The following is a 26605-nucleotide window of genomic DNA, read 5'->3' on the forward strand; positions in this document are numbered from 1 at the left end:
TCATGTGCGGGGAGAAACCCGCGTCTTCAAGTTCGCGCGCGCTTCAACGGAGCACGCGATGCCGGTAAGCCGGCAAACTCTGTCGCACGGCGGCGATGCGCTGCAGATCGATGCCGCCGATCACGACGCCCGGTCCTTCATCCTTCACATCGACGATTTCGCCCCACGGATCGATCAGCATGCTGTGACCCCACGTGCGCCGTCCGTTCTCGTGATTGCCGCCTTGCGCCGCCGCGAGCACATAACACTGATTCTCGACGGCGCGCGCCGTGAGCAGCGTCTGCCAGTGCGCGCGGCCGGTCGTGTAAGTGAACGCGGATGGCACGACCATCAGCGCGCAATCGCCGAGCTTTCGATACAACTCCGGAAAGCGCAGGTCGTAGCACACCGACAATCCCACGCGTCCGAACGGCGCGTCGAATGAGCGCACTTCGTTCCCCGGACAGATCGTGCGCGCTTCGTCGAACGATTCCTCGCCCTTTTCGAAATTGAACAGATGAATCTTGTCGTAGCGCGCGACCTGCTGGCCGCGCGGATCGAAGACGAGCGTCGTGTTCATCACGCGATCCGGTTCCGGCGACTGCAACGGCAACGTCCCGCCGATGATCCATACGCCGTGTTCGCGCGCCGCGTCGGAAAGGAACCGCTGGATCGGCCCGTCGCCCGGCGTTTCGCGGATCGCGAGCTTATCGGTGTCCTTGAAACCCATGTAGCAGAAATATTCGGGCAGGAGCACCAGTTGCGCGCCGCTTCGCGCAGCCTGGGCGATAAGCCGTCCGGCGTCCGCGAGATTCCGGTCGCGATCCGGCGCGCTGACCATCTGCAGCGCGGCGACCTGAAACGGGGCCGCGCTTTCGCTCGATCTTTCGCTCATGTCTTGGGTGCGCTGTCTAAAAAGGGGACGAAAACCGCGCCGCCGAACGCCCGTTTCAGCGGGCAGCGGCCGGAGCCACGGCGGTGGGGGGTGTTTCGATCTTACCCTGATCGCCAGTGAGCCGCTTAACGACGGGTTTGCTCCACGAGCCGGTGATCGAATAGTCGAGCGCGAACGCTTTCTGAATCGACGCCGACAGCGCGAGATCGGCGGCGAGCGCGCCGAGGCCGAGCAGCGGATTGATGACCGCCGCGCCCAGTGCGACCGCGCCGGCGCCGACGGTCGGAATCACCTTGACGTGGAGGTCTTGCGTCTGCTTCGGCATATCGACGATGCCCTGCATCTGCACGCGCGCCGGCGACGTGACCATCAGGAAGTCGTCCGTGCGGCTGATGCCATCGACGATCGTCGCGTTGCCGGTGATCTTCTCGAACGGCAGGCCCTTACCGACGACATCCTCGAAATGCAGCGTCAACAGGCTCGCGAGACTGCGCAGGCTGAAGACGCCGAGCCACTTCGCCGAGCCCGGCGCACGCAGAATCTGCCCGTGACGCAGATCGACGGCGACGTTGCCATCGAGCGTGTTCACGTCGACGGCCGTCGGCCCGCCGTTCCACGCCGCGTGACCCGACACGGTTCCGCTGCCCGAACCGACCACGTGCGGCGCGCCGAAACGGTCGATCAACTGGCCGCCGTTCTTCACGTCGAGCTTGAAGTTGAGCGACGTGCGGCGCGGAGTGACGTCATCGGCCTGACTGCGCATCGCGTCCGGTTGCGCGGCGGCCTGCACGACGCCGCCCGGCAGCGTGCGCCACGTCGCGTTCGCGGTGAGCGTCGCGTCGGGGTTCGCGAGTTCGAGTTTGTCGAGCGTCCAGATCGGCTCATCGGCGATGACTTCGTTATGTGCGTCGACTTCGAGCCGGCCGAGGTCGTGGTCGCGGAACACGATCTCGTTCACGATGAGATCGATCGTCGGCATGTTGCGCGGCGGCTTCATCACGAGCTTGCCGGCGGCATCGTGCTCCTTCTTCTCCGGAATCACGATCTTCGCGAAGCGCGCCTGCAACGCGCCGGGGCTTTCCTTCTTCGCGCCGGGCGTCCACGAGACATCGCCCGACATCTGATTCGACGCGATGTTCGCTTGCCATGTGCGATCGGTCTCGCTTTCACTCGCGGCAATCGCGACGTTCTCCCAGCGCCGGTCGAGCAGATTGAGCGTCGTGAAATGGATGGCGGCGCGCGTTGGGATGAATTGCTTCACGTTCTCGCTCATCGGTGCGCGCGGCGCGTTCGCGTCGGCGGGCGAGTCGGCGGGCGAGTCAGGCATCGCGGCGCTGAGTTCGGCGAAAGTCTTGCGCCAGGCATCGGCATCGAATTCGTTCAGATCGGCGGTCGCGCTCACGCCTTCGGCCGGCAAATCCGCCGGCTTGTTCAGGCCGATCGCGCCGCGCACGACCTTCACGCGCGCGCGCATGTTCATCGGCTCGGCGACGTTCTGCGGATCGATCTTGACCTGAGCCTTGCCGATCTGTCGGAACACGTAATGCGCGGCCACCGGGCCGACGTTCAACTGCGCGTCATGCAGATCCGGCGCGCCGCCCGATGATGGCTGGAAGCTGAAGGTGAGCGGCATCGGCGCGCCTTTCGCCTTGCCGAACGGCGCGGGCAGATCGATGCCGAGTCCGGTCAGATCCGAACTCGCCTGCACGACCGGCAGCGCGTTCTTGACGCCGTGAACGTGCATCTCGTAAGGCGCGGCGCCGTCGATGCGCTTCATGAAAGCCGCGACTTGCGGCGTCATCGGCTTGTTGAGGCGGCCCGCGGCATCCGCGCCGATGCGTCCGTTCACGTCGAACGCATAGCTGCCGTCCGCCTGCACGCCGCCCTTGGCGCGCACATCGCCGCCGAGCAATTGCGCCGAGAGGCCATTGAGCGTGACGGTTTTCGCGGCGAAATCGGCACGGCCGCGCAGATGCGAGAGCGGCGGCAGATTGGCGTACCTGACTTCGTTGTCGGCGAAGGTGAGCGAGCCTTTGTACTCCGGCTTGATCGGCGGCTGCGGCGCGGGCGGCCGATAGCGCGGAATGCCGAGCGTGAGCGCGAGATCCGCGTTGCCTTTTGCGTCGATCTTGCGGGTCGCGTGCTTCGCCATCAGGCCGAGCGAGCTGTCGTCGACGTACTTCAGCATGTCGGCGAGCGGGCCGCGCGCCTTGCCGTCGATCCACAGCTTGGTTTCGCGATTGCCCGTATCGTCGATGCGCCCGACGACCTTCGAGACCTTCACGCCACGATAATGCCCGCGGCCGATATCGAAGCCGAGCTTGTTCTGCGCGAGCGTGAACGTCCCGTCGATACCCTCGAACGCCGGCCAGAAGTTCGGCAGGCCGTTGGCCATCTTGCGCGGCGGGAAGGGCGTGGGATCGAACTTGCCGCCGGTGAACGGCGCCTCGATGCGGAAGATGCCCGCATCGGGAAATTTCGCGTACGGAAAGCGCGTGAGATCGCCGTGCACTTCGATCGTCCCGTTCTTCGCGACGCCCGCCTGCAGCGCATGGCCGAGATAGACGCGCACGCGCTCGTTGAGGCTCGTCGGCAGATAGCGCACGAGACTCGTCACTTTCAGATGCGAGACCTTCGCCTTCAGATCGAGATTGCCGCGCCCGTGGCCCTGATTCCAGTAGTCCGCGGTGGCCTCGCCTTCGGCATCCGCGTTCTTCACGCGCAGCGTCTCCAGATGCAGCGTGAACGCGCGGCGCAGTTCGCCGGGCGCGATCGCATCGGCGACGGTCCAGCGCGCGCGGCCTTGCAGCGAATCGAAGACGAGGCGCGGATCGTCGAACGCGCCGGGAACGGTGACGGCGACGTTCTTCGTGTCGATCGTGATGTGGCCGCCTTTCTCGTTCGCGTCGACGCTGCCCCACAGATTCTCGACGCCCGGAATGCCCGCGCGCGGATGGTTGTTGATCGTGAGCCCGGGCGGCGGCTCCTGCGCCTGCACGCTCAGGCCGTTGAGATCGCCCTTGAACGCGTAGTGCAGAAGCGGCGCGTCGCCTTTCTTGCGCTGCTGCTGCGCTTCTTCCTCGGTCTTCGGCGCGGCGCGCTCGGTGTAGATCGTGTAATCGGACACCTGGCCGCGCGGATTGAAGCGCACGAGCTCGTTGAGGATCTTCGCCGGCAGCGGCAGTGCGCGCGCGAATTCCGCGAGGATGCCGATATCGACGCTATCGCCCGTCAGCCGCAGCAATTGCCCCTTGCCGACCGAAGGCAGCCGGTACGTGGCCGTCAGCGCGCGCGACACGAGCAGACGCGCGACCGGCGTGCCGTCGTCGAGCGGCAACTGGCCGAACTCCGCGTGCAGGTCGCGCAGATCGAGCGTGTACGCGTTGTCCTTCTTGTCGATGTTCCAGTTGAAGCTGGCGATCGGAAGATCGAGGCGCGGCTGCGTCGGGCGCGTGCGCAGCGCGACGTTCGCGCCGGTCAGGTCGCCGGTCGCGTTCTGCAATTGGCCGCCCGCGAAGTTCAGCCAGATCTGGTTGTTGATGCGGCCGCTGTACATCTGGAATGGCAGCTTCACGTAGCGCGCGAGCGTCGGCAGATCGACGGGACCGGTCGAAACGTAGAGACGGCCGGTCCAGTTCGCGGGCGCGCCCATCGCCGAGAAAGGTTGATGACGGAAGTCCGCGCGGAAATCGAGCGGGCCGTGCAGCACGTCGCCATCGGCGGGCGCCTTGAGCGCAAGCCGATGACGCGCGCCGTCGTTGACGATCGCGAGGTGCAGGCGCTTGAACGCGATCTCGGGCGCGGCGCGCTGCGCGTCGCGCCAGCGCAGCGTGCCATCGCGCAGAAGAATGCGGTCCTGGCCGAGCAGCCAGGTCGTGAATGCGTTCGAACCGGTGCGATGCGTGGGAATCGGCACGCCCGCGACAGTAACCGCGCCATCGGCGTTGCGCGCGATGATGACATCGGGTCCGTCGACGGTCAGATCGGCGAGCTTGGGCCGCAGATGCAGCAGCGATCCCCACGCGATGCTCGCGCTCGCGTGCGGCACGGCGAGGCCCGGCGAGCCATCGGCGGCGTCGATGCGCAGGTTGTCGATATCGATCGTCGGCGAGAGCCCGGACCATCGCGCGGAAATCCTGCCGATGCGCAACTGGGCGTGAATCTGCGATGAGACGAGTTGCTCGATCCGCGGCCGGAACGAATCGACCTGCGGCATGACGATATAGCGCAGGCCGACATACACGCCCGCCACCGCGAAATACGCGATGGCCGCAATGACGAGAAGGAATTTGAAGACGCGCGCAAGCACGCGCTCGGCGTTGCCGCTGGGCCTGGCTTGTCCAACTTCGGTCGGGTCGACGGATCGTCTGCTGTCGGACATGCTGCTGCTGTTCGGCGATATGGTAGTTTTGCGTGTTTGACGCTGAAATGTAACACGGGCATTGCGGCGACGGCCGCTGCCTGCGCACTCGTGGAGGCTCGCTGAGCCGCGCCCGGCAAGACTTGCGGCGCGGTGTTATACCGCGATGCCTTTCCGGAAGCAATGAGCGAACCTAACCTTTCATGACCGACGCAACTCTTCTCAGTTCCGATTATTCCAACTATGCGGCGCGCGCGTACTCGGCGCGTCCCGAACTGGCGTCGAATGTCGCGCAATGGGCGCAGACGCGCATCACGCGTGGGTGGATCGAAGCGCGGCTGGACGCGCACTGCACGCCTTGCACCGAAAGCGGCGTGCTCGATGAAGCCGCGCTCAAGACCGCGTTGCGCCGCTTGCGGACCGAAGTCTTCTGCACGGTGATGGAGCGCGATCTCGCGGGCACCGCCGATGTCGCCGAAGTCACCGGCGCGATGACCGATCTCGCCGAAGTCACGGTGCAGCGCGCGCTGGCGGTGCTGTCGGCCGATCTCGAAGCGCTCTTCGGCGAGCCGCGCGGACCGGACGGCGAGCGGCTCACGCTCGGCGTCGTCGGCATGGGCAAGCTGGGCGGGCGCGAGCTGAACGCATCGTCGGATATCGATCTGATCTTCGTCTACGAAGAGGACGGCGAAACCTCGGGCGGCACGCGCTCGGCGCTCCCGACGCAGGAATTCTTCACACGGCTCGGCCGGCGGCTGATCGGCGCGCTCGCGGAAATGACGCAAGACGGCTACGTCTTTCGCGTCGACATGCGGCTGCGTCCCAACGGCGACTCCGGCCCGCTCGTGTGCAGTCTCGGCATGCTCGAAGAGTATTTCTACGTGCAGGGCCGCGAATGGGAGCGCTACGCGTGGATCAAGGGCCGGCTCATCTCGGAGACGAAGAGCGATTCGGCGAAGCGTCTCGCGAAGCAGCTCGAAGCCATCGCGACGCCCTTCATCTACCGGCGCTATCTCGATTACGGCGTGATCGCCGCGATCCGCTCGCTGCATCAGCAGATTCGGCAGGAAGCGCGGCGGCGCGCGTCGATGCGCCCCGACAAGGCCGACGACATCAAGCTCGGGCGCGGCGGCATTCGTGAGATCGAATTCAGCGCGCAAGTATTTCAGTTGATTCGAGGCGGACAGGCAGCGGATTTCCGCATTCGTCCGACGCTCGCGGTGCTCGAACGCGCCGCTGCGCATGGCCTGCTCGCGCCGCAGGTGTGCAAGGCGCTGTCCGACGCTTATCTCTTTTTGCGCACGGTCGAGCACCGGCTGCAATACCGCAACGATGCACAGACGCACGCGATGCCCGTCGCCGACGACGAGCGCGCGTTGCTCGCGAAATCGCTCGGCTTCGCGGACTACGCCGCGCTGATGGAAACACTCGACGCGCATCGCGAGCTCGTCGAGCAGCAGTTCGACGCGATCTTCGCCGACAAGGTGAGCGGGCAGGGCGGCTGCGGCGTCGCGGAGGATTCGGTGGCGTCGTGGATCTGGAGCGGCGCGCTCGCCGACGATTCCGCGCAGGAAGAGCTCGCCGCGCGCCTCATGGAACTCGGCTTCGCGGACCCGGCGCCGGTGCTCGCACGTCTGACGGGCGTGTGGAATTCGGCGCGTTACGCCGGCTTGCCGTCGCAGAGCCGCGAACGCTTCGATATCGTCGCTCAACGCTCGATAGAAGCCGTGCAGTCGATCGATGCGCCGCGCCGCGCCGACACCATCATGCGGCTTTTCGATCTGCTCGAAGCGACGGCCAAGCGCGGCGCGTATCTCGCGCTGCTGACCGAATATCCGGCGGCGCTCGCGCGCGTGCTCTCGGTGCTGTCGGGGTCGCGCTGGGCGGCGGGCTATCTGATCCGCCATCCGCAATTGCTCGATGAATTGCTCGACGACGAAGCCATCGCCAGCCCGTTCGACTGGGCCGCGTTCAAACGCTCGCTGATCGCACGGCTCGATGCCGCCGAGGACGCAGAACATCAAATGGATCTGCTGCGTCACGCGCATCAGGCCGAAGTATTTCGCATTCTGCTGATCGATCTCGCCGGGCATCTGAGCGTCGAGCACGTGAGCGACCGTCTCTCCGAACTCGCCGACGCCGTGCTCGACGTCACCGTGCAGACCGTGTGGAAGCAGTTCCCGAAGCGGCATCGCGAGACGCCGCGCTTTGCGGTCATCGCGTACGGAAAGCTCGGCGGCAAGGAACTGGGCTACGCGTCGGACCTCGACCTCATCTTTCTGTACGACGATCCCGACGACGCGGCCTCCGACATCTACGCGATGTTCACGCGCCGCCTCATTACGTGGCTCACGTCGGCGACGGGCGCGGGCACGCTCTTCGACGTCGACTTGCGTCTGCGGCCGAATGGCGAATCGGGCCTGCTCGTGACCGACCTCGCATCGTTTCGCCGCTATCAGATTCGCGAGGGCGACGCGGCGAACACGGCGTGGGTCTGGGAGCATCAGGCGCTTTCACGCGCACGCTACAGCGCGGGCGATGCCGAAATCGGCGCGGAGTTCGAGCAGATTCGCGCCGACGTGCTCGTCATGGAACGCGACGCGGCCGCGCTCGCGCGCGAGATCGTGTCGATGCGCCAGCGCGTCGCCGATGGCCATCCGAATCGCAGCGACCTGTTCGATCTGAAGCACGATCGCGGCGGCATGGTCGATATCGAGTTCATCGTTCAGTACTGGGTGTTGCTGCACGCGCGCGAGCATCGCGAGTTTCTGCGCAACGCGGGGAATATCACGCTGTTGAAGATCGCCGCGAAAAGCGGATTGATCGCCGAAGCAGAAGCCGATGCGATCGGCGCGGCGTATCGCCAGTACCGCAAGCTGCAGCACACGCTGCGGCTCGACGGTATGGAAAAGGCGCGCGTCGATCCGGCCACGGTTCAGACCGAACGCGACGCGGTGACGGCGCTGTGGGACCGCGTGTTCGCAGTGGCGTCGGCGGGCTGACGCGGATGCTTAAGCCGCCAGCATTTCCTTCGCGTGCTTGCGGGTGGTCGCGGTGATTTCGAGACCGCCGAGCATGCGCGCGACTTCTTCCACGCGTTTTGCGCGATCGAGTTGCTTTACCGTGCTCACCGTGCCGCCCGCATCGTCCGACGATTTCGCGACCTGGAAATGCTGATCGCCACGCGCGGCCACTTGCGGCAAGTGCGTGACGCACAGCACCTGACGGTCGCGGCCGAGCTGATGCAACAGACGCCCGACCACTTCCGCGACGCCGCCGCCGATGCCCGTGTCCACTTCGTCGAAGATGAGCGTGGGCGTCGGACTCGCCGTGCTCGCGATGACGGCGAGCGCAAGACTGATGCGCGCCAGTTCGCCGCCCGACGCGACTTTCGCGAGCGGCCGCAGCGCGACGCCCGCGTGTCCCGCGACGCGGAATTCAATCTGCTCCAGCCCGTTCGCGCCGCCTTCGGCGAGCGGCACGAGCGCGACCTCGAAGCTGCCGCCTGCCATCGACAGCTCCTGCATGCCTTCCGTGACCGCTTTCGACAGATTTTTCGCGGCCTTCGCGCGCGCCTTGGACAGCACCTTGGCTTGCGCGAGATATTCGCTCTTCGCTTTCTCGGCGGCGGCGTTGAGCGCATCGAGATCGGCGGCGGCATCGAGTTCGGCGAGCTGGCGGCGGCGCGCGTCGTGTTCTTCCGGCAGCGTTTCGGGTTGAAGGCGGAACTTGCGCGCGGTCGAGTGCAGTTGCTCCATGCGTCTTTCGACTTGCGCGAGCCGGTCAGGATCGAGCTCCAGCCGCTGCGCGTAGTGCGATAGCGAATACGACGCTTCCTGCAACTGGATTTCCGCCGGTTCGAGCGACGCGAGCACGTCGTTCAACGCGGGATCGATATCGGACAGGCCGCGCAGCTTCGAGATGATGGCGCCGAGCTGCGAGATCATCGCTTCGTCGGATTCGGAGAGCGCGCCGAGCGCACCCTGCACGCCGTCGATGAGACTCGCCGAATGCGACAGCCGATGATGCTCCGCGCTCACTTCTTCCCATTCGCCGGGCTGCGGCGCGAGCTTGTCGAACTCGCTCAGTTGCCACGCGAGACGCTCGCGTTCCAGTTGCAGCTCGCGGTCGCGATTCTGGGCGGTCTCGACGGCTTGCTGCGCGTCGCGCATCGCTCGCCACGCACGATTCACCGCGCCGGCCGTGTCGAGCAACTGCGCGTGCGTGTCGAAGAGTTCGCGTTGCGCGTCCGGTCGCATCAACAATTGATGCGCGTGCTGGCCGTGGATATCGACGAGCATTTCGCCGACTTCGCGCAACTGCGCGAGCGTCGCGGGCGTGCCATTGATGAACGCTCGCGAGCGGCCGCCCGAATCGATCACCCGCCGCAGCATGACCGAATCGGCGTCCTGCGTGAGCGCGTGTTCGTCCAGCCAGCGCACGACGAGCGGATGCGTCGAAAATTCGGCGGTGATGTCGGCGCGCGCCTGACCGGCGCGCACGACGCTCGCGTCGCCGCGCGCGCCGAGCGTGAGCGCGAGGGCGTCGATGAGGATCGACTTGCCCGCGCCGGTTTCACCCGAAAAGACCGTGAAGCCTGGATCGAAATCGATATCCAGCGTGGCGACGATGACGAAATCTCGAATGGAAAGATGACGGAGCATGGACGCTTCGGGGAAGGAAGTTCTGGCAGATCAGAGAGCGGACGAATCCTGCGACGGATGCTCGTTCCAGTGCAGCTTCTTGCGCAGCGTGGCGTACGTGCTGTAGCCGACCGGATGCAGCACCGGCACCGTATGCTTCGAGCGCCGCACTTCAATCGCGTCGTTCAGTTCGACGGCGGTGAACGACTGCATGTCGAAGTTCACGTTGACGTCGCGACCGCCGATGATCTGAATGGTCACTTTCGAATCGTCGGGCAGCACGATCGGCCGGTTCGACAGCGAATGCGGCGCGATCGGCACGAGCACGAAGCCCTGCAATTGCGGATGCAGGATCGGCCCCGCCGACGACAGCGCGTAGGCGGTCGAGCCGGTCGGCGTCGCGACGATCAGTCCGTCGGAACGCTGGTTGTACATGAAGTGGCCGTCCACCGACACGCGCAGCTCCGCCATGCCGGAGAAGCCGCTGCGATTCACCACGACGTCGTTGAACGCGAGCGCGTGGTAGATCGGCTTGTCGTTGCGCACGATGCGCGCTTCGAGCAGGCTGCGCTCCTCGCGCTCGAACTGGCCGGCGAGCATTTGCGGGACGATTTCCTGCATCGCCTTGAGCGGAATGTCGGTGATGAAGCCGAGCCGGCCATGATTCACGCCGATGAGCGGTGTTTTATACGGCGCGAGCTGCCGTCCGATGCCGAGCATCGTGCCGTCGCCGCCGAGCACGATTGCAACGTCCGCGCGCGCGCCCATCTCCGCGATGGAGAGCGCCGGGAACTCCGTCACGCCGACGTCCTTCGCGGTGCCCGCCTCGAAGACGACCTCGAAGCCCTGGCTCCTGAGGAGATCGGCGAGCGATCTCAGCGGCGCCTCGATGCCCGGCGTGTTGGTGCGCCCCACGAGGGCGACGGTCTTGAATTGGCCAATTTCCATGCCGGCATTACACCATAGTCAGAGAGCGAAAAGAACCGTGGGCGATGGCCGCCGGGCGCGCCGCGACGAGACCGTGCGGCATGACGCGGGCAGGCTCGCCGTTTGTCGCTAGAATGGAGCGGACGTTGAATGCCGACCACCCGGCGCGGCTCGCCGCTATCCGACACGTTGAGCTAAAATTTCCCCATGCTAGACCCACGTGCACAAACCCTCCTCAAAACGTTGATCGAGCGCTACATCGCCGAAGGTCAGCCGGTCGGTTCGCGCACGTTATCACGTCATTCCGGCCTCGAACTGAGCCCCGCGACGATCCGCAACGTCATGTCGGATCTCGAAGACCTCGGGCTGGTCGCGAGCCCGCATACGTCGGCGGGACGCATTCCCACGCCGCGCGGCTACCGGCTCTTCGTCGACACGATGCTGACTGTAGAAGCACCGCAAGACGAGGCCATGACCACCGCGGTGAAGACTCGCCTGCAAGGCGAGGAGCCGCAGAAGATCGTCGCGGCGGCGGCGAGCGTGCTGTCCAATCTGTCTTCGTTCGCGGGCGTCGTGCTCACGCCGCGCCGGAGCCACATGTTCAAGCAGATCGAGTTCATGCGGCTGTCGGACAAGCGCATTCTGCTCATCATCGTGACGCCCGAAGGCGACGTGCAGAACCGCATGATGGCCACGCAACGCGACTATTCGCCTTCGCAACTCGTAGAAGCCTCCAATTACATCAACGCGCATTTCGCGGGCCTGTCCTTCGACGAAGTACGCCGCCGTTTGCGCGAGGAAATCGACCAGTTGCGCGGCGACATGACCGCGCTCATGCAGGCGGCCGTGGTCGCGAGCACCGCCGAGACGGACCCCACTGACACCGTGCTGATTTCCGGCGAGCGCAACCTGCTCGAAGTGGCGGACCTTTCGTCCGACATGGCGCGGCTGCGCAAGCTTTTCGATTTGTTCGACCAAAAGACGAGCCTCCTGCAATTGCTGGATGTATCGAGTCACGCGCAAGGCGTGCAGATTTTCATCGGCGGAGAAAGCAATCTCGTGCCGATCGAGGAAATGAGCGTCGTGACGGCGCCATACGAGGTCAACGGGAAGATCGTCGGCACGCTCGGCGTGATCGGCCCGACGCGCATGGCGTACAATCGCGTGATTCCGATCGTCGATATCACCGCGCGTTTGCTGTCGATGTCGCTCAGTCATCAGTGACGCCATCTTGGCGCGCCGCGAAAGGGCGCGCCACTAGGCCGTTCGGCCAATGATGCGTCCGGAAACGCGCCGCTATAATGGTCCTCAACTTTTCCGACGACCATCTTCAGGCTCGCTTCCCTTATGCGTTTCGACCTCGAGTTGCCCTCGCAGCCCAGCGCTTCGCATCGCGTCGCGGTGCTGCTGATCAATCTCGGCACGCCGGACGCGCCCACGCCGCGGGCGGTGCGCAAGTATCTGGCGCAATTCCTGTCCGATCCGCGCGTCGTCGAAATTCCGTCATTCGTGTGGCAATTCATTCTGCGCGGCCTGATCCTGCCGTTTCGCGGGCGCGCATCGGCGAAGAAGTACGCGCAAGTGTGGATGCCCGAAGGCTCGCCGCTGCGCGTGCATACGGAAAAGCAGGTCGACGGCTTGCGGCGGCTCTTCGCGGCGAACGACTATCACGTCATCGTCGACTATGCGATGCGCTACGGCACGCCGGGCATCGGCGCGATGCTCAATCAGCTGAAGCTCGAAGGCGCCGACCGCATTCTCCTGTTGCCGATGTATCCGCAATACTCGTCGTCCACGACGGCCACCGCATTCGACGACGCGTTCGCCGCGCTCAAGCGCGTGCGCAATCAGCCGGAAATCCGCACGATCCGCCATTACGCCGATCATCCGGCGTATATCGCGGCGCTCGCGGAGCAGGTGCGCGACTATTGGCGGCATCACGGCCAGCCGGATTTCGCCGCGGGCGACAAGCTTGTGCTGAGCTTCCACGGCGTGCCGAAGCGCACGATGGATCTCGGCGATCCGTATCACGACCAGTGCCAGCTGACCGGTTCGTTGCTCATGGCCGCGCTCGGGCTTACGCCGGTTGAATGCCGCGTGACGTTCCAGTCGCGCTTTGGGCGGGCGGAGTGGCTTCAGCCGTACACCGCGCCGACGGTCGCGGAGCTCGGCGCGGGCGGCGTTTCTCGTGTGGACGTGTTCTGTCCCGGCTTCACGGCGGATTGTCTCGAGACGATCGAGGAAATCGGCATCGAGGTGCGCGACGAATTTCTGAAGGCGGGCGGCAAGCATTTTCACCGGATTGCCTGCCTGAACTCAGCGCCCGCGTGGATCAAGGCACTGGGCGAGATCGCCGCGCAACATCTTCAGGGATGGCCCGTGCAGACTGTGCAGCCGCTCACCGCAGTGGCCTGAGCGCGGCTTTTTCAGGCATTCACCCATGAACTACAAGATTTCGACGGAACCTGGCGCACGTTTGCGCATCGATAAGTGGCTTTGGGCAGCGCGTTTCTTCAAGACGCGTTCGCTCGCGAGCGATGCGGTCGAGAAAGGCCGCGTGAAGATCGGCGGGGCGAATGTGAAGCCGTCTAAGGACGTGCGCGTCGGCGATATCGTCGAGATCGATATCGAACGGCTGGTGTGGCAGGTCGAAGTGCTCGGGATATGCGATGTGCGCGGCCCGGCGCCGGTCGCCCAGACGCTCTATGCCGAAACCGGGGAAGGCCGTGCGAAACGCATGGCCGAGGCCGAGCGCCGCAAGAATTTCCGCGAGCCCGCAGCGGAACTGCAGGGAAGGCCGACGAAGCGCGACCGGCGCACTATCGACAAATTTTCTCGTTCGGATTGAAGTAGCTTTCGATGGTCGCGTGAACGCCGCCGTACTCGGTGGTACGTTCGGTCACGACGCCGGACATGCAGATGGTGGTCGTTCCCGCGACGAGTACCAGGGCGACCACCGCGATAGCAAAGGTCAGTTTCATGGTATCCCCGGGAAGCGGGTTGCCCGGTCAGAAGGCGGCCGGATCAGGAAACGGGCAAGGGCTGAAAGCGGTTTGAAGCAATTCGTAGGATTAGGGTTAACGTGCGTCCTGCGCTGCTTTTTTGAAGTGTAGGCGACTCAGGGCTTTCCCTCAATCCGAAAATCGCGCGCCGCGGCGAAGTCTGTATTACGAGCCATTGCGGCGCCATCTTGCTGTCGAGATTTGTCCGAAAAACCGTTTCGAAGGCTTGAAAAAGCTTTCGGCGCCCTCATTTCGGCCGTTAGTGCGAAAAATGCGTCCGACTTTCGGTCTGGCCGCTTTCGCAGCCGATTCAACTCACTGCAATACATATTCAGCGACATGGAAAACACGCAAGAGAATCCAGCGAGCCAGAACGCAACGCCCGCCGACGATAACGCGCGCCAGTCCGCCGACCCGACCAGCGCGGCGGCTCCCGCGTCCCAAGGCGCACCGGCTGATGCCGCCGCCGCGCCGCAAGCCGCGCCGAATGAGGCCGAAGCTGCGCTCGCCGAAGCGCAGGCCACCATCGCCGCGCTCAAGGAAGACTTCCTGCGCGCGAAGGCCGAAACCGAGAACGTGCGCCGCCGCAGTCAGGAAGATGTCGCGAAGGCGCATAAATTCGCCATCGAAAATTTTGCGGAGAACCTGCTTCCGGTGCTCGACAGCCTGGAAGCCGCGCTCGCCGACCAGTCGACGGATGTCGCCAAGGTTCGCGAAGGCGTCGAACTGACGCTGCGTCAACTGACGGGCGCGTTGGAGAAAGGCCGCGTGATCGCGGTGAACCCGGTCGGCGAAAAATTCGATCCGCATCGCCATCAGGCCATCTCGATGGTTCCGGCGGAACAAGACCCGAATACTGTCGTCACGGTGCTGCAGAAGGGCTACGTCATCGCCGACCGCGTGCTGCGCCCGGCGCTCGTGACCGTCGCCGCGCCGAAGTAATCGGTCTCGCGGCGTACGTGCCGGCCGTGTCGGTCGCCGCACAAAAAAACTTATAGACCGCATCGTTTGCAGGGTCTTGAAATCGAAACTGACGCTCTTATCTTGCGTACAGGTATGAATTTTGGGCGTTCGGCCCGGTAAATCGGCAAAAGCCGGCATCGAAAGGCCGGCCGCAACGCCACTGCGATCAAAGCTAGGAGAGGATAAAAAATGGGCAGAATCATCGGTATCGACCTCGGCACCACGAACTCGTGCGTGGCGCTGATGGAAGGCAATCAGGTCAAGGTCATCGAGAACTCGGAAGGCGCGCGCACCACGCCGTCGATCATCGCGTACATGGATGACAACGAGATCCTCGTCGGCGCGCCTGCGAAGCGCCAGTCGGTCACCAATCCGAAGAACACGCTGTACGCGGTCAAGCGCCTGATCGGCCGCCGCTTCGACGAGAAGGAAGTGCAGAAGGACATCAACCTGATGCCCTACAAGATCGTCAAGCACGACAACGGCGATGCATGGGTCGAAGCGCACGGCAAGAACCTCGCGCCGTCGCAGGTTTCGGCTGAAGTCCTGCGCAAGATGAAGAAGACCGCTGAAGACTACCTCGGCGAGCCGGTGACGGAAGCCGTCATCACGGTTCCGGCGTACTTCAACGACAGCCAGCGTCAGGCAACGAAGGACGCGGGCCGCATCGCCGGTCTGGAAGTGAAGCGCATCATCAACGAGCCGACCGCGGCCGCGCTCGCGTTCGGTCTCGACAAGGCCGAAAAGGGCGACCGCAAGATCGCCGTGTTCGACTTGGGCGGCGGCACGTTCGACATCTCGATCATCGAGATCGCGGACGTGGACGGCGAAATGCAGTTCGAAGTGCTGTCGACGAACGGCGATACGTTCCTCGGCGGTGAAGACTTCGACCAGCGCATCATCGATTACATCATCGGCGAGTTCAAGAAAGAGCAGGGCGTCGACCTGTCGAAGGACGTGCTCGCGCTGCAACGCCTGAAGGAAGCCGCTGAAAAGGCGAAGATCGAACTGTCGTCGACGGCTCAGACCGACATCAACCTGCCGTACATCACGGCGGACGCGTCCGGTCCGAAGCACCTGAACCTCAAGTTCACGCGTGCCAAGCTCGAAGCGCTCGTCGAAGAGCTGATCGAGCGCACGATCGAACCGTGCCGCATCGCGATCAAGGATGCGGGCGTGAAGGTCGGCGACATCGACGACGTGATTCTCGTCGGCGGCATGACGCGTATGCCGAAGGTGCAGGAGAAGGTGAAGGAATTCTTCGGCAAGGATCCGCGCCGTGACGTGAACCCGGACGAAGCCGTCGCCGTGGGCGCCGCGATTCAAGGCCAGGTTCTGTCGGGCGACCGCAAGGACGTGCTGCTGCTCGACGTGACGCCGCTGTCGCTCGGCATCGAGACGCTCGGCGGTGTGATGACGAAGATGATCAACAAGAACACGACCATCCCGACGAAGCACTCGCAAGTGTATTCGACGGCGGACGACAACCAGGGCGCCGTGACGATCAAGGTGTTCCAGGGCGAGCGCGAAATGGCCGTCGGCAACAAGCTGCTCGGCGAGTTCAACCTCGAAGGCATTCCGCCCGCACCGCGCGGCGTGCCGCAGATCGAAGTGACCTTCGACATCGACGCGAACGGCATTCTGCACGTTGGCGCGAAGGACAAGGCGACGGGCAAGGAAAACAAGATCACCATCAAGGCGAACTCGGGTCTGACGGACGCGGAAATCGACAAGATGGTGAAGGACGCCGAAGCCAACGCCGAGGAAGATCACAAGCTGCGTGAGCTGGCCGACGCGCGCAACCAGGGCGATGCGCTGGTTCACAGCACGAAGAAGGCGGTCGCGGAGTACGGTGACAAGGTCGACGCTTCGGAGAAGGAAAAGATCGAAGCGGCGCTGAAGGACCTCGAAGAGGCGCTGAAGAGCAGCTCGAGCGACAAGGCCACGGTCGAAGCAAAGGTCGAGGCGCTGGCTCAGGCTTCGCAGAAGCTCGGCGAAAAGATGTACGCCGACATGCAGGCGCAGCAAGGCGCGGCGAGCGCGGCCGCGGGTGCGGCAGGCGCGGGCGCGTCGGCGGATGCGGGCGCGAGCCAGCATCACGATGACGTCGTCGACGCCGACTTCAAGGAAGTGAAGAAGGACTAACGCCGAATCGGGCGCGTGAGTGGCGACATTCACGCGCTTTTCGGTGGTATCACCGGGACGCGTTGGCGTCTGACGTGGAGCGCGCCTGGCGAGCCTTTCGGCTCTCCGGGCACGTTGTTTTTAGAGGCGCGTTGCTTCTGGCGAGGCGCAAAAAGTTTTACGCGCGGGTTGCGAGCGACATCCGCAGCATCTCGCAGCATCTGACAGGAACCGCGGCGCTCAAGCGCGGCGGCATCGAACCGACATGGCGAAACGGGATTACTACGACGTTCTGGGCGTCGCGAAAAATGCGAGCGACGACGAGATCAAGAAGGCGTATCGCAAGCTCGCGATGAAGTATCACCCTGACCGCAACCCGGACAACAAGAAGGCGGAAGAGAATTTCAAGGAGGCGAAGGAAGCCTACGAAATGCTCTCCGACCAGCAGAAGCGGGCCGCCTACGATCAGTACGGCCACGCGGGCGTGGATCCGAACATGGCGGGCGCGGGCGCGCAAGGTTTCGGCGGTTTCGCCGATGCCTTCGGCGATATCTTCGGCGACATCTTCGGACAGACGGCGGGTGGCGCCGGCGCGCGCGGCCGCAGCGGTCCGCAGGTGTATCGCGGCGCGGACTTGCGCTACAGCATGGAAATCACGCTGGAGCAGGCGGCGCACGGCTACGACACGCAGATTCGCGTGCCGAGCTGGGTGAACTGCAACGTCTGCCACGGCTCCGGTGCGAAGCCGGGCACGAAGCCCGAAACCTGCCCGACCTGTCATGGTCAGGGCCAGGTACGCATGTCGCAAGGGTTTTTCAGCATCCAGCAGACGTGCCCGAAGTGTCACGGCAGCGGCAGCTACATCCCCGATCCGTGCGCGAACTGCCACGGCGCGGGCAAGGTGAAGGAAACGAAGACGCTGGAAGTGAAGATTCCGGCGGGCATCGACGACGGCATGCGAATCCGCTCGGCGGGCAATGGCGAGCCGGGCATCAACGGTGGTCCGGCCGGCGACTTGTATGTGGAAATCCACATCAAGCAGCATTCGGTGTTCGAGCGTGACGGCGACGACCTGCATTGCCAGATGCCGATTCCGTTCACGACGGCGGCGCTCGGCGGCGAGATCGAAGTGCCGACGCTCGCGGGCCGCGCGAGCTTCACGGTGCCGGAAGGCACGCAGTCGGGCAAGACGTTCCGTTTGCGCGGCAAGGGCATCAAGGGCTTGCGTTCGAGCATCGCCGGCGATCTGTATGTGCATGTCCAGGTGGAAACGCCGGTCAAGCTCACCGACGCGCAGCGCGATTTGCTCAAGCAGTTCGAGAAGTCGCTCGTCGAGGGTGGCGCGCGGCATAGTCCGCAAAGCAAGAGCTGGTTCGACCGCGTGAAGAGCTTCTTCGATTGATGCGGTCGAGTGCGTAGTACGTCGGGCAGGTATGACGATGAAAACCGAAGAGCGCAGCGCGGTGTTCGCGCTGCTCGACGATTGCGATGCGACCGCCGAAAGGCGGTCGAGTCGTTTGTACACAGACTTCGTGCGCGAACGCGTCTGCGTGAACGCGCGCGATCTCGATGCCGTTTGCGCCGAAATCGAGCGCGATCTGCAGAGCGGCCTGCATGCGCTTGTCGTCGCGGATTACGAGTTCGGACGCAATCTCCAGTTCGGTGAAATCGGGCGTGGTGAAGATCAGGCGCTTCGCGTGCTGATGTTTCGCTCGTGCGTGTTTCTGTCGCGTAAGGAAGTGAGCGCCTGGCTCGCCGATGACGACGTTGCAGGCGTCGCGGGCATTGCGCCGAGCGTCACCCGCGACGAGTTCGACAAGGCCATCGCCACGGTTCAGGAGGCGTTGAAGGAAGGCGAGTCGTATCAGATCAACTACACGTATCGGCTGAATTTCGATGTATTCGGCACGCCGCTCGCGCTGTATCGGCGATTGCGCGAGCGGCAAGCCGTGCATTTCGGCGCGTTCATCGCGTTGCCGGACGGCAGGTCGGTCGTGTCGTGCTCGCCGGAATTGTTCGTCGAGAAACATGGCGATCTGTTGCGCGCGCGGCCGATGAAAGGCACCGCGCCACGGGATGCCGATCCCGAATCGCTGCGCCTCGACCCGAAGAATCGCGCCGAGAACGTGATGATCGTCGACTTGTTGCGCAACGACATGTCGCGCGTGGCGGTCACGGGTTCGGTCAACGTACCCGCGCTGTTCTCGGTCGAGCCGTACGCATCGGTGTGGCAGATGACGTCGACGATCGAAGCGCGCGTCATACCCGGCACGTCGTTCGCGGACATCGTGCGCGCGCTCTTTCCGTGCGGCTCGATCACCGGCGCGCCGAAGTATCGGACGATGCAACTGATCGACGAAATCGAGAGCACGCCGCGCGGGCTTTACACCGGCGCGATCGGCTGGCTCGATGCGAGCGGCGACTTCTGCATGTCGGTGGCGATTCGTACGCTCGTCATCGATGCGGCCGCGCGGCACGGCGTGCTCGGCATCGGCGCGGGCATCGTGCTCGATAGTGTCGCCGCCGACGAATACGAGGAGTGTCTGTTGAAAGCGCGTTTTCTGACGGGCGCGGATCCCGGCTTCGAACTGTTCGAGACGACATACGCGACACGCGATGAAGGCGTGCGCCATTACGCGCGCCACGTCGCGCGGTTGAAGGCGAGCGCGGCGTATCTCGGTTTCACGTTCGACGAAGCTTCGTTGCACGAGCAGACCGCGCAACATATCGCGGACTTCGAAGGCCAGAAACCGTATCGAATGCGTATCGCGCTGGCCAAGAGCGGGCGCATCACGATGACGAGCGCGCCGCTTGCGCCGTTGCCATCGGATACGGTGAACGTGCTGCTCGCTTCGGAGCGCGGATTCGCGCCGCAAAGCTCGGCCGATCCGCTTCTCAGACACAAGACGACGCGTCGCGCGGATTACGATCGTGCGTGGAAAGCCGCCGAAGCCGAAGGCGCGTTCGACATGTTGTTCGTCAACGAGCGCGGCGAGTTGACCGAGGGCGGCCGCTCGAGCGTGTTCGTGAAGCTCGACGGCGAGTGGTTCACGCCGCCCATCGATGCCGGCGTGCTGCCGGGCGTGATGCGCGCGGTGTTGATGGAAGAACTCGGCGCGCGCGAACGCGCGCTTACGCCGAACGAACTCGACAACGCGCAGAGCCTGCTGATCAGCAACGCCCTGCGCGGCGCGGTCGAAGCGCGCCTCAAGCGTTAGCCAGAATCACCACTCGGCGACGCTGCCATCCGCGTGACGCCACACCGGATTGCGCCAGCGATGGCCGACCTTCGCCATTTCGCGCACTTTCTCCTCGTTCACCTCGATTCCCAAGCCCGGCCCTTGCGGAATCGACACCATCCCGTCTTCGTACTTGAAGACTTCCGGATTCCTGATGTAATCGAGCAGGTCATTGCCCTTGTTGTAGTGAATGCCGAGGCTCTGTTCCTGGATGAACGCGTTATAGCTGACCGCATCGATCTGCAGACAGGTTGCGAGCGCGATCGGACCGAGCGGGCAGTGCAGCGCGAGCGCGACATCGTAGGCTTCGGCCATCGTCGCGATCTTGCGGCATTCGGTGAGACCGCCCGCATGCGACGCGTCCGGCTGAATGATGTCGACGTAACCGCCCGCCAGAATGTGCTTGAAATCCCAGCGCGAGTAGAGCCGCTCGCCGAGCGCGATCGGCGTGCTCGTCTGGTTGACGATATCGCGCAGCGCCTCGACGTTTTCCGAAAGCACCGGCTCTTCGATGAACATCAGCTTGAACGGATCGAGCTCCTTCGCGAGCACTTTCGCCATCGGCTTGTGCACGCGTCCGTGAAAGTCGACGCCGATGCCCACGTTCGGCCCGACCGCTTCGCGCACCGCTTGCACGTTGTCGATCACGCCCTGAACCTTGTCGAAGGTATCGATGATCTGCAGCTCTTCCGAGCCGTTCATCTTCACGGCCTTGAAGCCGCGCTCGACCACCGCCCGCGCGTTGTTCGCGACGTCGCTCGGACGGTCGCCGCCGATCCACGAATACACCTTGATCTTGTCGCGCACCTGGCCGCCGAGCAGCGCGTGCACCGGCACGCCGTGATGCTTGCCGAGAATGTCCCACAATGCCTGATCGACGCCCGCGATCGCGCTCATGCCGATCGGGCCGCCGCGATAGAAGCCCGCGCGGTACATGACCTGCCACAAGTCTTCGATATGGCGCGGGTCCTTGCCGACGAGATAGTCGGCGAGTTCATCGACGGCTGCGGCGACCGTATGCGCGCGGCCTTCCACAACCGGCTCGCCCCAGCCCGTGATGCCCTCGTCGGTTTCGATCTTGAGGAAGCACCAGCGCGGCGGAACGATGAAGGTCTCGAGTTTCGTGATTTTCATTGAGCGTCTCCTGAAGGGTTTTACATGGTAGCAAAAAGGCGATGTCTGGGCATATTAATAGTATTATTCGCGTAAAGATTGGGACTTACGAAACATCAGTCGAATGCCCGATAATCGTGCTCAAAATATGAAGGGAGACCATCATTTACCGCGATCTGCATGGCCGTGTGACGCATGAACTGGGCATGGCGATCCTGCGCGGCGACTTTGCGCCGGGTTCGCCATTGCCGCGCGAAGCGGAACTGATGGAGCGCTTCGGCGTGAGCCGCACGGTGTTGCGCGAGTCGTTGCGCACGCTGACATCGAAAGGATTGATCGAGTCGCGGCCGAAAGTCGGTACGCGCGTGCGCGCGCAAGACGCGTGGAATCTGCTCGATGCCGACATGCTCGACTGGTACTCGCGCGTCGCGCCGCCGCTGCAATTCGCACTCAAGCTTCAGGAAATGCGCGAGATGATCGAGCCGTACGCCGCCGCGCTCGCCGCCGACAACCACGAAGAACGCACGCGCGAACGACTCACGCGCGCGCATCAGGCGATGGCGGACGCGCAGAACGTCGATGAATGGGTGCGCGCCGATCTCGACTTCCATCTGGGCGTGCTCGCCGCGTGCAGCAACGAATTGCTGATTCCGCTCGGCGCGCTGATCGAGCGCACGCTCGAAGGCCAGTTGCGCCTGAACGCGAAGCGCGCCGACGTCTACAACGCGTCGCTCGCGGAACATACGGCGGTTTTCGAAGCGATCATCGCGCGCGATTCGAACGGCGCGCGCCGCGCGATGGCCGGTCTGCTTGGCGTGACACGCGGCCGGATCGAAGGCTAGAACGCGTTCAGCGGAATCTTCAGATAGGTCGTGCCGTTGCTCGCCGCGTCGGGAAAGTGGCCCGCGCGGATATTGACCTGAATGGCGGGCAAGATGAGCGTCGGCATGCCGAGCGTCGCGTCGCGCGCCTCGCGCATCGCGACGAACTCGTCCTCGGTCTTGCCGCCGCCGACGTGGATGTTCTTCTCACGCTGCTCGCGCACCGTGGCTTGCCATTGCGGAGCGCGCGTCTCCGGCGGATAGTCGTGACACACGAAAAGCCGCGTGTCGGGATCGAGCGCGAGCAGGCGCTGAATCGATCGATACATCGCGCGGGCGTCGCCGCCCGGGAAATCGCAGCGCGCGGTGCCCAGATCCGGCATGAAGAGCGTGTCGCCGACGAACACCGCATCGCCGACGCGATACGCCATGTCGGCGGGCGTATGTCCCGGCACGAAGAGCGCGGTTGCTTCGAGCGCGCCGATCATGAACCGCTCGCCGTCGGCGAACAGATGATCGAACTGCGAGCCGTCGAGCTGGAACTCGGGTTCGAGATCGAAGATCTTCTTGAACACGCCCTGCACCGTGCGTATCGACTCGCCAATTCCGATCTTCCCGCCGAGCGTGCGTTTCAGATACGGCGCCGCCGAGAGATGATCGGCGTGCGCGTGCGTCTCCAGAATCCATTCGACGGAAAGCCGCTGGTCCCGCACGAACGCGACGACCGCATCGGCGGAATTCGTCGATGTGCGCGCGGCTTTGGGATCGTAGTCGAGCACCGGATCGACGATAGCCGCGGCGGAGCCGGGCGCTTCGTAGACGACGTACGTCATCGTGCCGGTGTTGATGTCGAAGAAGGGCTGAATGATCGCTTGCACGTTGATTCCCCCGGTGCGTCACGCGATCCTGTGCTTTTGCGGCCCGGATGGATTGGGCGTGTTTGTCAGGATCGCGATACAGTGTAACCCTTTGCGCCGGGCATCGATGCGCCGGCCGTCGTCTTCGCGAAAGCTCCATCGAGAGGTTTGAATGCCGCACGTCCCGACCGCGCTCGCGTCGTCCTGGGGCGCGTGGGCCGTGTTCGTCAGCGTCCTCGCGACGCAGCTCGGCGTGCCGGTCCCCGCCGCGCCGATGCTCATTCTCGCCGGCACGCTCGTCGCCGCCGGCAACGTGCCGTTCTGGCAAATGCTCGTGGCCGCAGTGCTCGCGGTGCTCATCGCCGATTCCTTGTGGTTCACCGCGGGCCGTCTCTACGGCCGAACCTTTCTCAATTCGCTCGTGCGCTTCTCGCTGTCGATCGATACCACGCTGCGCACCGCGCGCCGATGGTTCGAGCGCTTCGGCGTGCCGCTGCTCGCGCTGTCGAAGTTCGTGCCGGGGCTCGGGCTCGTGTCGGCGCCGCTGCTCGGCACCACGCAGATCGAAGTGCGCGTCTTCGTGTTGTGGGATCTGATCGGCGCGACGGCGTGGGCGAGCTTCTGGATGCTCGGCGGCGCGGCGCTCGAGGCGCAGATCGGCCGGCTCATCGAACTGGTGCGCGCGAACGGCACGACGCTGATCGACGTGCTCGTGATCATCGCGCTCGGCTTCGTGCTGTATCGATGGATCCGGCGCGAGCAGTTTCGTCAGTGGCTCGCGAAGTATCACATCACGCCCGATCAGCTCGACGCGATGATGCACTCCGACACGCCACCCGTGATCTACGACGCGCGTCCGGCGGACATTCGCCGTCGCGAGCCGTATCGCATCGCGGGCGCGATCGCGCTCGATCTCGATTCGCCGGATCGCGTCGATCAGTTGTATGCGGAGCACGAGGTCGTCGTGTATTGCGTGTGTCCGAACGAGGCGACGGCGAAGACCATCGCGCGTCAATTGCGGGCGAAGGGCTTCAGACACGTGCGGCCGCTGAAGGGCGGGCTCGATGCGTGGGAAAAGCACGGCTATCCGACCGAGCCGATTCCGCCCGAGCACTTGCGCGCGCCCGCCGATCACGACGACATCGATCACGATATGGTGACGATCCGCGCGACCGCGCCGGAATGAGCCGACCCTAGCTGCGGCGCGCCGGCCGGTTCACGAGCGCGATGCCCGCGAGGACCATCGCGGCGGCGACCATGAAGCGCGCGGTGAAATGCTCGCCGAGCAAGAGCACGCCGAAGGTGACGCCGAAGATCGGCGTGAGAAACGAGAACACGGAAAGCCGCGACGCCATGTAGCGCGTGAGCAGCCAGAACCACGTCAGATAGCTGATGAACGCGACGACGATCGCCTGATACGCGAGACTCGCGATCGCTATCGGCGACACGGCTTCGACGTGCGTCTGCCCGATGCCCGCCGCGAGCACGAGCAGCAGAACCGCCGATACCGCCAGCTGATAGAACAGCGTCTTGCTCGCGCTCGCATGGGAGAGCGCGGACGCGCGCACGACGACCGTCGTCGCGGCCCAGAAGATGCCGGCCATGATGCCGAGCGCATCGCCAGCGATGCCTTGCAACGTCGATGCGCTATTCGGATTGCCGTGCAGAAAGCCGTCCGCGAACGCGAGCGCGATGCCGCAGAACGCGAGCACGATGCCGCTCCACTGCGTGCGCGAAAGCCGCTCGCCCGCGACGAACCAGTGCAGCCCGAGCGCGGTGAAACAGGGCGCGGTGTAGAGAAACACGGCCATGCGTGTGGCCGTCGTGAGACTCAGGCCGAAGAAGATGCAGACGAATTCGCCGCCGAACAGCACGCCCGCGAGCAGTCCGGCGGGCAGCGTGTCGTCGCGCTGAAAGAGCGGCACGCCGCGCGTGCGCGTCCAGACCCATACGAGCAATGTCGCGATCAGCGAGCGGATGCCGGCCTGCAGCATCGGCGGAATCGAGGCGTTGGCTTCCTTGATCGCGACTTGCTGGAATCCCCACGCGCCGCAGAGGGCGATCATCACGATGACGGCGGTGGCGTCGGGGGCGCGGCGCAGGGAGAGGGATGGCGAGCTCATCGGCTGTCGGTTAAGCGTGCACTGATCTAGAGCGTCGATTGTGCCAGCGAACCGCTGCGATGAACGAAAGGTCGGGACGAGCCCGTGGAGATTGCGCGCCGCGACGAGCGTGCGGCGCGCGCTTTGAAAGCGTGGATTGAGCGCGGTTCAGGAATGCTTTTCGATCAGTTCGACCTTGTAGCCGTCCGGATCTTCGACGAACGCGATCACCGTCGTGCCGCCCTTCACCGGACCGGCTTCGCGCGTCACCTTGCCGCCCGCCTGACGGATGCGCTCGCACGCATCGGCGGCGTTATCGACTTCGAGCGCGATATGACCGTAAGCCGTGCCGAGATCGTACTTGTCGGTGCCCCAGTTGTAGGTCAGTTCGAGCACGCTGTTCTCGCTTTCCGGGCCGTAGCCGACGAACGCGAGCGTGTACTTGTACTCGGTGTTTTCGCTTTGACGCAGCACATGCATGCCGAGAATGCGCGTGTAGAAATCGATGGAACGCTGCAGGTCGCCGACGCGCAGCATCGTGTGGAGGAGTCGCATGGTGGGATTCCTGTTTGTAGGTTTGCGGGGACAGGAATGAAATTGTACCGTCGGCGCTTTTTACGCGCTGACCGCGCTCACAGTGCCGGCAGCAAGTCCGGCGGATGATGCTTGAGCGTATGCCGCGCCTCGCGGAACTCGGGGAAGATCGATTCCACCGTCTGCCAGAAACGCGGGCTGTGATTCATCTCGCGCAGATGCGCGAGCTCGTGCGCGACGACGTAATCGATGATCGACATCGGAAAATGGATGAGCCGCCAGTTGAGGCGAATCTTGCCGTCGCTGGAGCAACTGCCCCAGCGCGTCGCCGCCGACGACAGCGCATACGCGCGGTACTCGACGCCGAGCTTCGCCGCATAGACCGCGAGCCGCGCACCGAAGATGCGCTTCGCTTCGCTTTGCAGCCAGCCTTGCACGCGATCCTTGATCTGCTGCGCGTCGGCGGATGCTGGCAGCGGAAGCGTGAGCACGCCGGTTTCGTCATCGAACGAAAGCGCGCTCGCAGAGTTGAGCGACACGCTGATCGTCTTGCCGAGAAACGGAAACTGCGCGCCGTCCTTCCATTCGATGCGCGGCAGCGCGCGCTGCTCCACGCGCGTCTGCCATTCGGTGAGCTTCCTGACGATCCAGTTCTGCTTGTCGAGAATCGCGCTTTCGATATCGGCGATCGTCACCCAGCGCGGCGCGGTGATCGCGAGCCCGGTTCCGTCGATGCAAAAGCCGATCGTGCGCCGCGACGAACGACGCAACCGGTATTCGAGCGCGCCCGCTTTGAGCACGATGCGACGCAGGCGCACGCCATCGGGCAGCGGTGCGGTGGGCGCGTTCGGTGCAGCGGGCGTGAGGACGGGAACGGGATCGGCGGGGGGAACATCGCCGCGCAGCGGAGCCGGTCCGTTCGCGGGCGGCGCGCCGGAGTAAGCCGGCGCATGCTCGAACGGCAGATCGAGTTGCAGGGTATCGAGCGCGACGGCGGGGCGCTGTCGCGAAGGGGCTTTCTGCATCGGCTCCGCTTTGCGCTCACG

20 protein-coding genes are annotated in these 26605 nt (G+C 64.4%); 10 read left to right on the forward strand and 10 right to left on the reverse strand.

All coding sequences use genetic code 11. The annotated features are described in order from the left end of the window. Window positions 1–43: 43 nt before the first annotated feature. Window positions 44–874 (reverse strand): carbon-nitrogen hydrolase family protein, encoded by an 831-nt coding sequence (locus NCS67_RS01550; protein ID WP_175979809.1) that lies wholly within the window; start codon window positions 872–874, stop codon window positions 44–46. A gap of 55 nt (window positions 875–929) precedes the next feature. Continuing rightward, window positions 930–5255 carry a YhdP family phospholipid transporter gene (locus NCS67_RS01555; protein WP_250433712.1) on the reverse strand — a complete coding sequence of 1442 codons (4326 nt, stop codon included), beginning with the start codon at window positions 5253–5255 and terminating at the stop codon, window positions 930–932. A 182-nt stretch (window positions 5256–5437) separates the two neighbouring features. Between NCS67_RS01555 and glnE the strand changes: the two genes are divergently transcribed. Further along, complete coding sequence (gene glnE, locus NCS67_RS01560) at window positions 5438–8236, forward strand: bifunctional [glutamate--ammonia ligase]-adenylyl-L-tyrosine phosphorylase/[glutamate--ammonia-ligase] adenylyltransferase (protein ID WP_175979811.1); 2799 nt, start codon at window positions 5438–5440, stop codon at window positions 8234–8236. 9 nt (window positions 8237–8245) lie between these two features. On the opposite strand, the gene recN is transcribed toward glnE, so the two are convergent. Continuing rightward, window positions 8246–9898, reverse strand: coding sequence for a DNA repair protein RecN (gene recN / locus NCS67_RS01565; RefSeq protein ID WP_034470661.1), 1653 nt, complete (start codon window positions 9896–9898; stop codon window positions 8246–8248). 30 nt (window positions 9899–9928) lie between these two features. Continuing rightward, window positions 9929–10825, reverse strand: coding sequence for an NAD kinase (locus NCS67_RS01570; protein ID WP_008351476.1), 897 nt, complete (start codon window positions 10823–10825; stop codon window positions 9929–9931). Between the two features lie 186 nt (window positions 10826–11011). On the opposite strand from NCS67_RS01570, the gene hrcA reads away from it, so the two are divergent. From hrcA to NCS67_RS01585, 3 genes are all read left to right on the forward strand, one after another. Beyond that, complete coding sequence (gene hrcA / locus NCS67_RS01575) at window positions 11012–12028, forward strand: heat-inducible transcriptional repressor HrcA (RefSeq protein ID WP_008351475.1); 1017 nt, start codon at window positions 11012–11014, stop codon at window positions 12026–12028. 123 nt (window positions 12029–12151) lie between these two features. Continuing rightward, window positions 12152–13219, forward strand: a complete 1068-nt coding sequence (hemH, locus tag NCS67_RS01580; RefSeq protein ID WP_250433715.1) for a ferrochelatase — start codon at window positions 12152–12154, stop codon at window positions 13217–13219. A gap of 25 nt (window positions 13220–13244) precedes the next feature. Next, window positions 13245–13652: an RNA-binding S4 domain-containing protein gene (locus NCS67_RS01585; RefSeq protein ID WP_008351473.1), complete on the forward strand. Its 408-nt coding sequence runs from the start codon at window positions 13245–13247 to the stop codon at window positions 13650–13652. Here the strand turns inward: NCS67_RS01585 and NCS67_RS01590 are convergent. Further along, a complete protein-coding gene (locus NCS67_RS01590; protein WP_008351472.1) occupies window positions 13624–13785 on the reverse strand; it encodes a hypothetical protein in 162 nt (53 codons plus the stop codon). The genes NCS67_RS01585 and NCS67_RS01590 overlap by 29 nt on opposite strands. 360 nt (window positions 13786–14145) lie before the next feature. On the opposite strand from NCS67_RS01590, the gene grpE reads away from it, so the two are divergent. The 4 genes from grpE (at window position 14146) to pabB (ending at window position 20111) form a co-directional block, all read left to right on the forward strand. Continuing rightward, complete coding sequence (gene grpE / locus NCS67_RS01595) at window positions 14146–14748, forward strand: nucleotide exchange factor GrpE (protein WP_008351471.1); 603 nt, start codon at window positions 14146–14148, stop codon at window positions 14746–14748. Between the two features lie 210 nt (window positions 14749–14958). Next, window positions 14959–16914: a molecular chaperone DnaK gene (dnaK, locus tag NCS67_RS01600; protein ID WP_250433717.1), complete on the forward strand. Its 1956-nt coding sequence runs from the start codon at window positions 14959–14961 to the stop codon at window positions 16912–16914. A gap of 244 nt (window positions 16915–17158) precedes the next feature. Further along, entirely contained in the window at window positions 17159–18295 is a 1137-nt protein-coding gene (dnaJ, locus tag NCS67_RS01605; protein ID WP_008351467.1) for a molecular chaperone DnaJ, read from the forward strand. Between the two features lie 37 nt (window positions 18296–18332). Further along, on the forward strand, window positions 18333–20111 hold the full coding sequence (gene pabB, locus NCS67_RS01610) for an aminodeoxychorismate synthase component I (protein ID WP_502801845.1): 1779 nt from the start codon (window positions 18333–18335) through the stop codon (window positions 20109–20111). Between the two features lie 6 nt (window positions 20112–20117). On the opposite strand, the gene dgoD is transcribed toward pabB, so the two are convergent. Further along, window positions 20118–21266 carry a galactonate dehydratase gene (gene dgoD, locus NCS67_RS01615; protein WP_008351463.1) on the reverse strand — a complete coding sequence of 383 codons (1149 nt, stop codon included), beginning with the start codon at window positions 21264–21266 and terminating at the stop codon, window positions 20118–20120. A gap of 140 nt (window positions 21267–21406) precedes the next feature. Here dgoD and NCS67_RS01620 point away from each other — a divergent pair, with 140 nt between their 5' ends. After that, window positions 21407–22087 carry a FadR/GntR family transcriptional regulator gene (locus NCS67_RS01620; RefSeq protein ID WP_033536533.1) on the forward strand — a complete coding sequence of 227 codons (681 nt, stop codon included), beginning with the start codon at window positions 21407–21409 and terminating at the stop codon, window positions 22085–22087. Here the strand turns inward: NCS67_RS01620 and NCS67_RS01625 are convergent. Beyond that, on the reverse strand, window positions 22084–22944 hold the full coding sequence (locus NCS67_RS01625; RefSeq protein WP_250433721.1) for an MBL fold metallo-hydrolase: 861 nt from the start codon (window positions 22942–22944) through the stop codon (window positions 22084–22086). The genes NCS67_RS01620 and NCS67_RS01625 overlap by 4 nt on opposite strands. A 151-nt stretch (window positions 22945–23095) precedes the next feature. On the opposite strand from NCS67_RS01625, the gene NCS67_RS01630 reads away from it, so the two are divergent. Next, entirely contained in the window at window positions 23096–24109 is a 1014-nt protein-coding gene (locus NCS67_RS01630; RefSeq protein WP_008351458.1) for a DedA family protein/thiosulfate sulfurtransferase GlpE, read from the forward strand. 7 nt (window positions 24110–24116) lie between these two features. Here the strand turns inward: NCS67_RS01630 and NCS67_RS01635 are convergent, their stop codons facing one another. The 3 genes from NCS67_RS01635 to NCS67_RS01645 form a co-directional block, all read right to left on the reverse strand. Then, window positions 24117–25046 carry a DMT family transporter gene (locus NCS67_RS01635; RefSeq protein ID WP_008351457.1) on the reverse strand — a complete coding sequence of 310 codons (930 nt, stop codon included), beginning with the start codon at window positions 25044–25046 and terminating at the stop codon, window positions 24117–24119. Between the two features lie 147 nt (window positions 25047–25193). Further along, window positions 25194–25580, reverse strand: coding sequence for a lactoylglutathione lyase (gene gloA, locus NCS67_RS01640; protein WP_008351454.1), 387 nt, complete (start codon window positions 25578–25580; stop codon window positions 25194–25196). Window positions 25581–25657: 77 nt separating this feature from the next. Continuing rightward, complete coding sequence (locus NCS67_RS01645) at window positions 25658–26584, reverse strand: M48 family metallopeptidase (protein WP_250433723.1); 927 nt, start codon at window positions 26582–26584, stop codon at window positions 25658–25660. Window positions 26585–26605 lie beyond the last annotated feature (21 nt).

The organism is Caballeronia sp. ATUFL_F2_KS9A, from assembly GCF_023630765.1.
GTDB lineage: Bacteria > Pseudomonadota > Gammaproteobacteria > Burkholderiales > Burkholderiaceae > Caballeronia > Caballeronia zhejiangensis.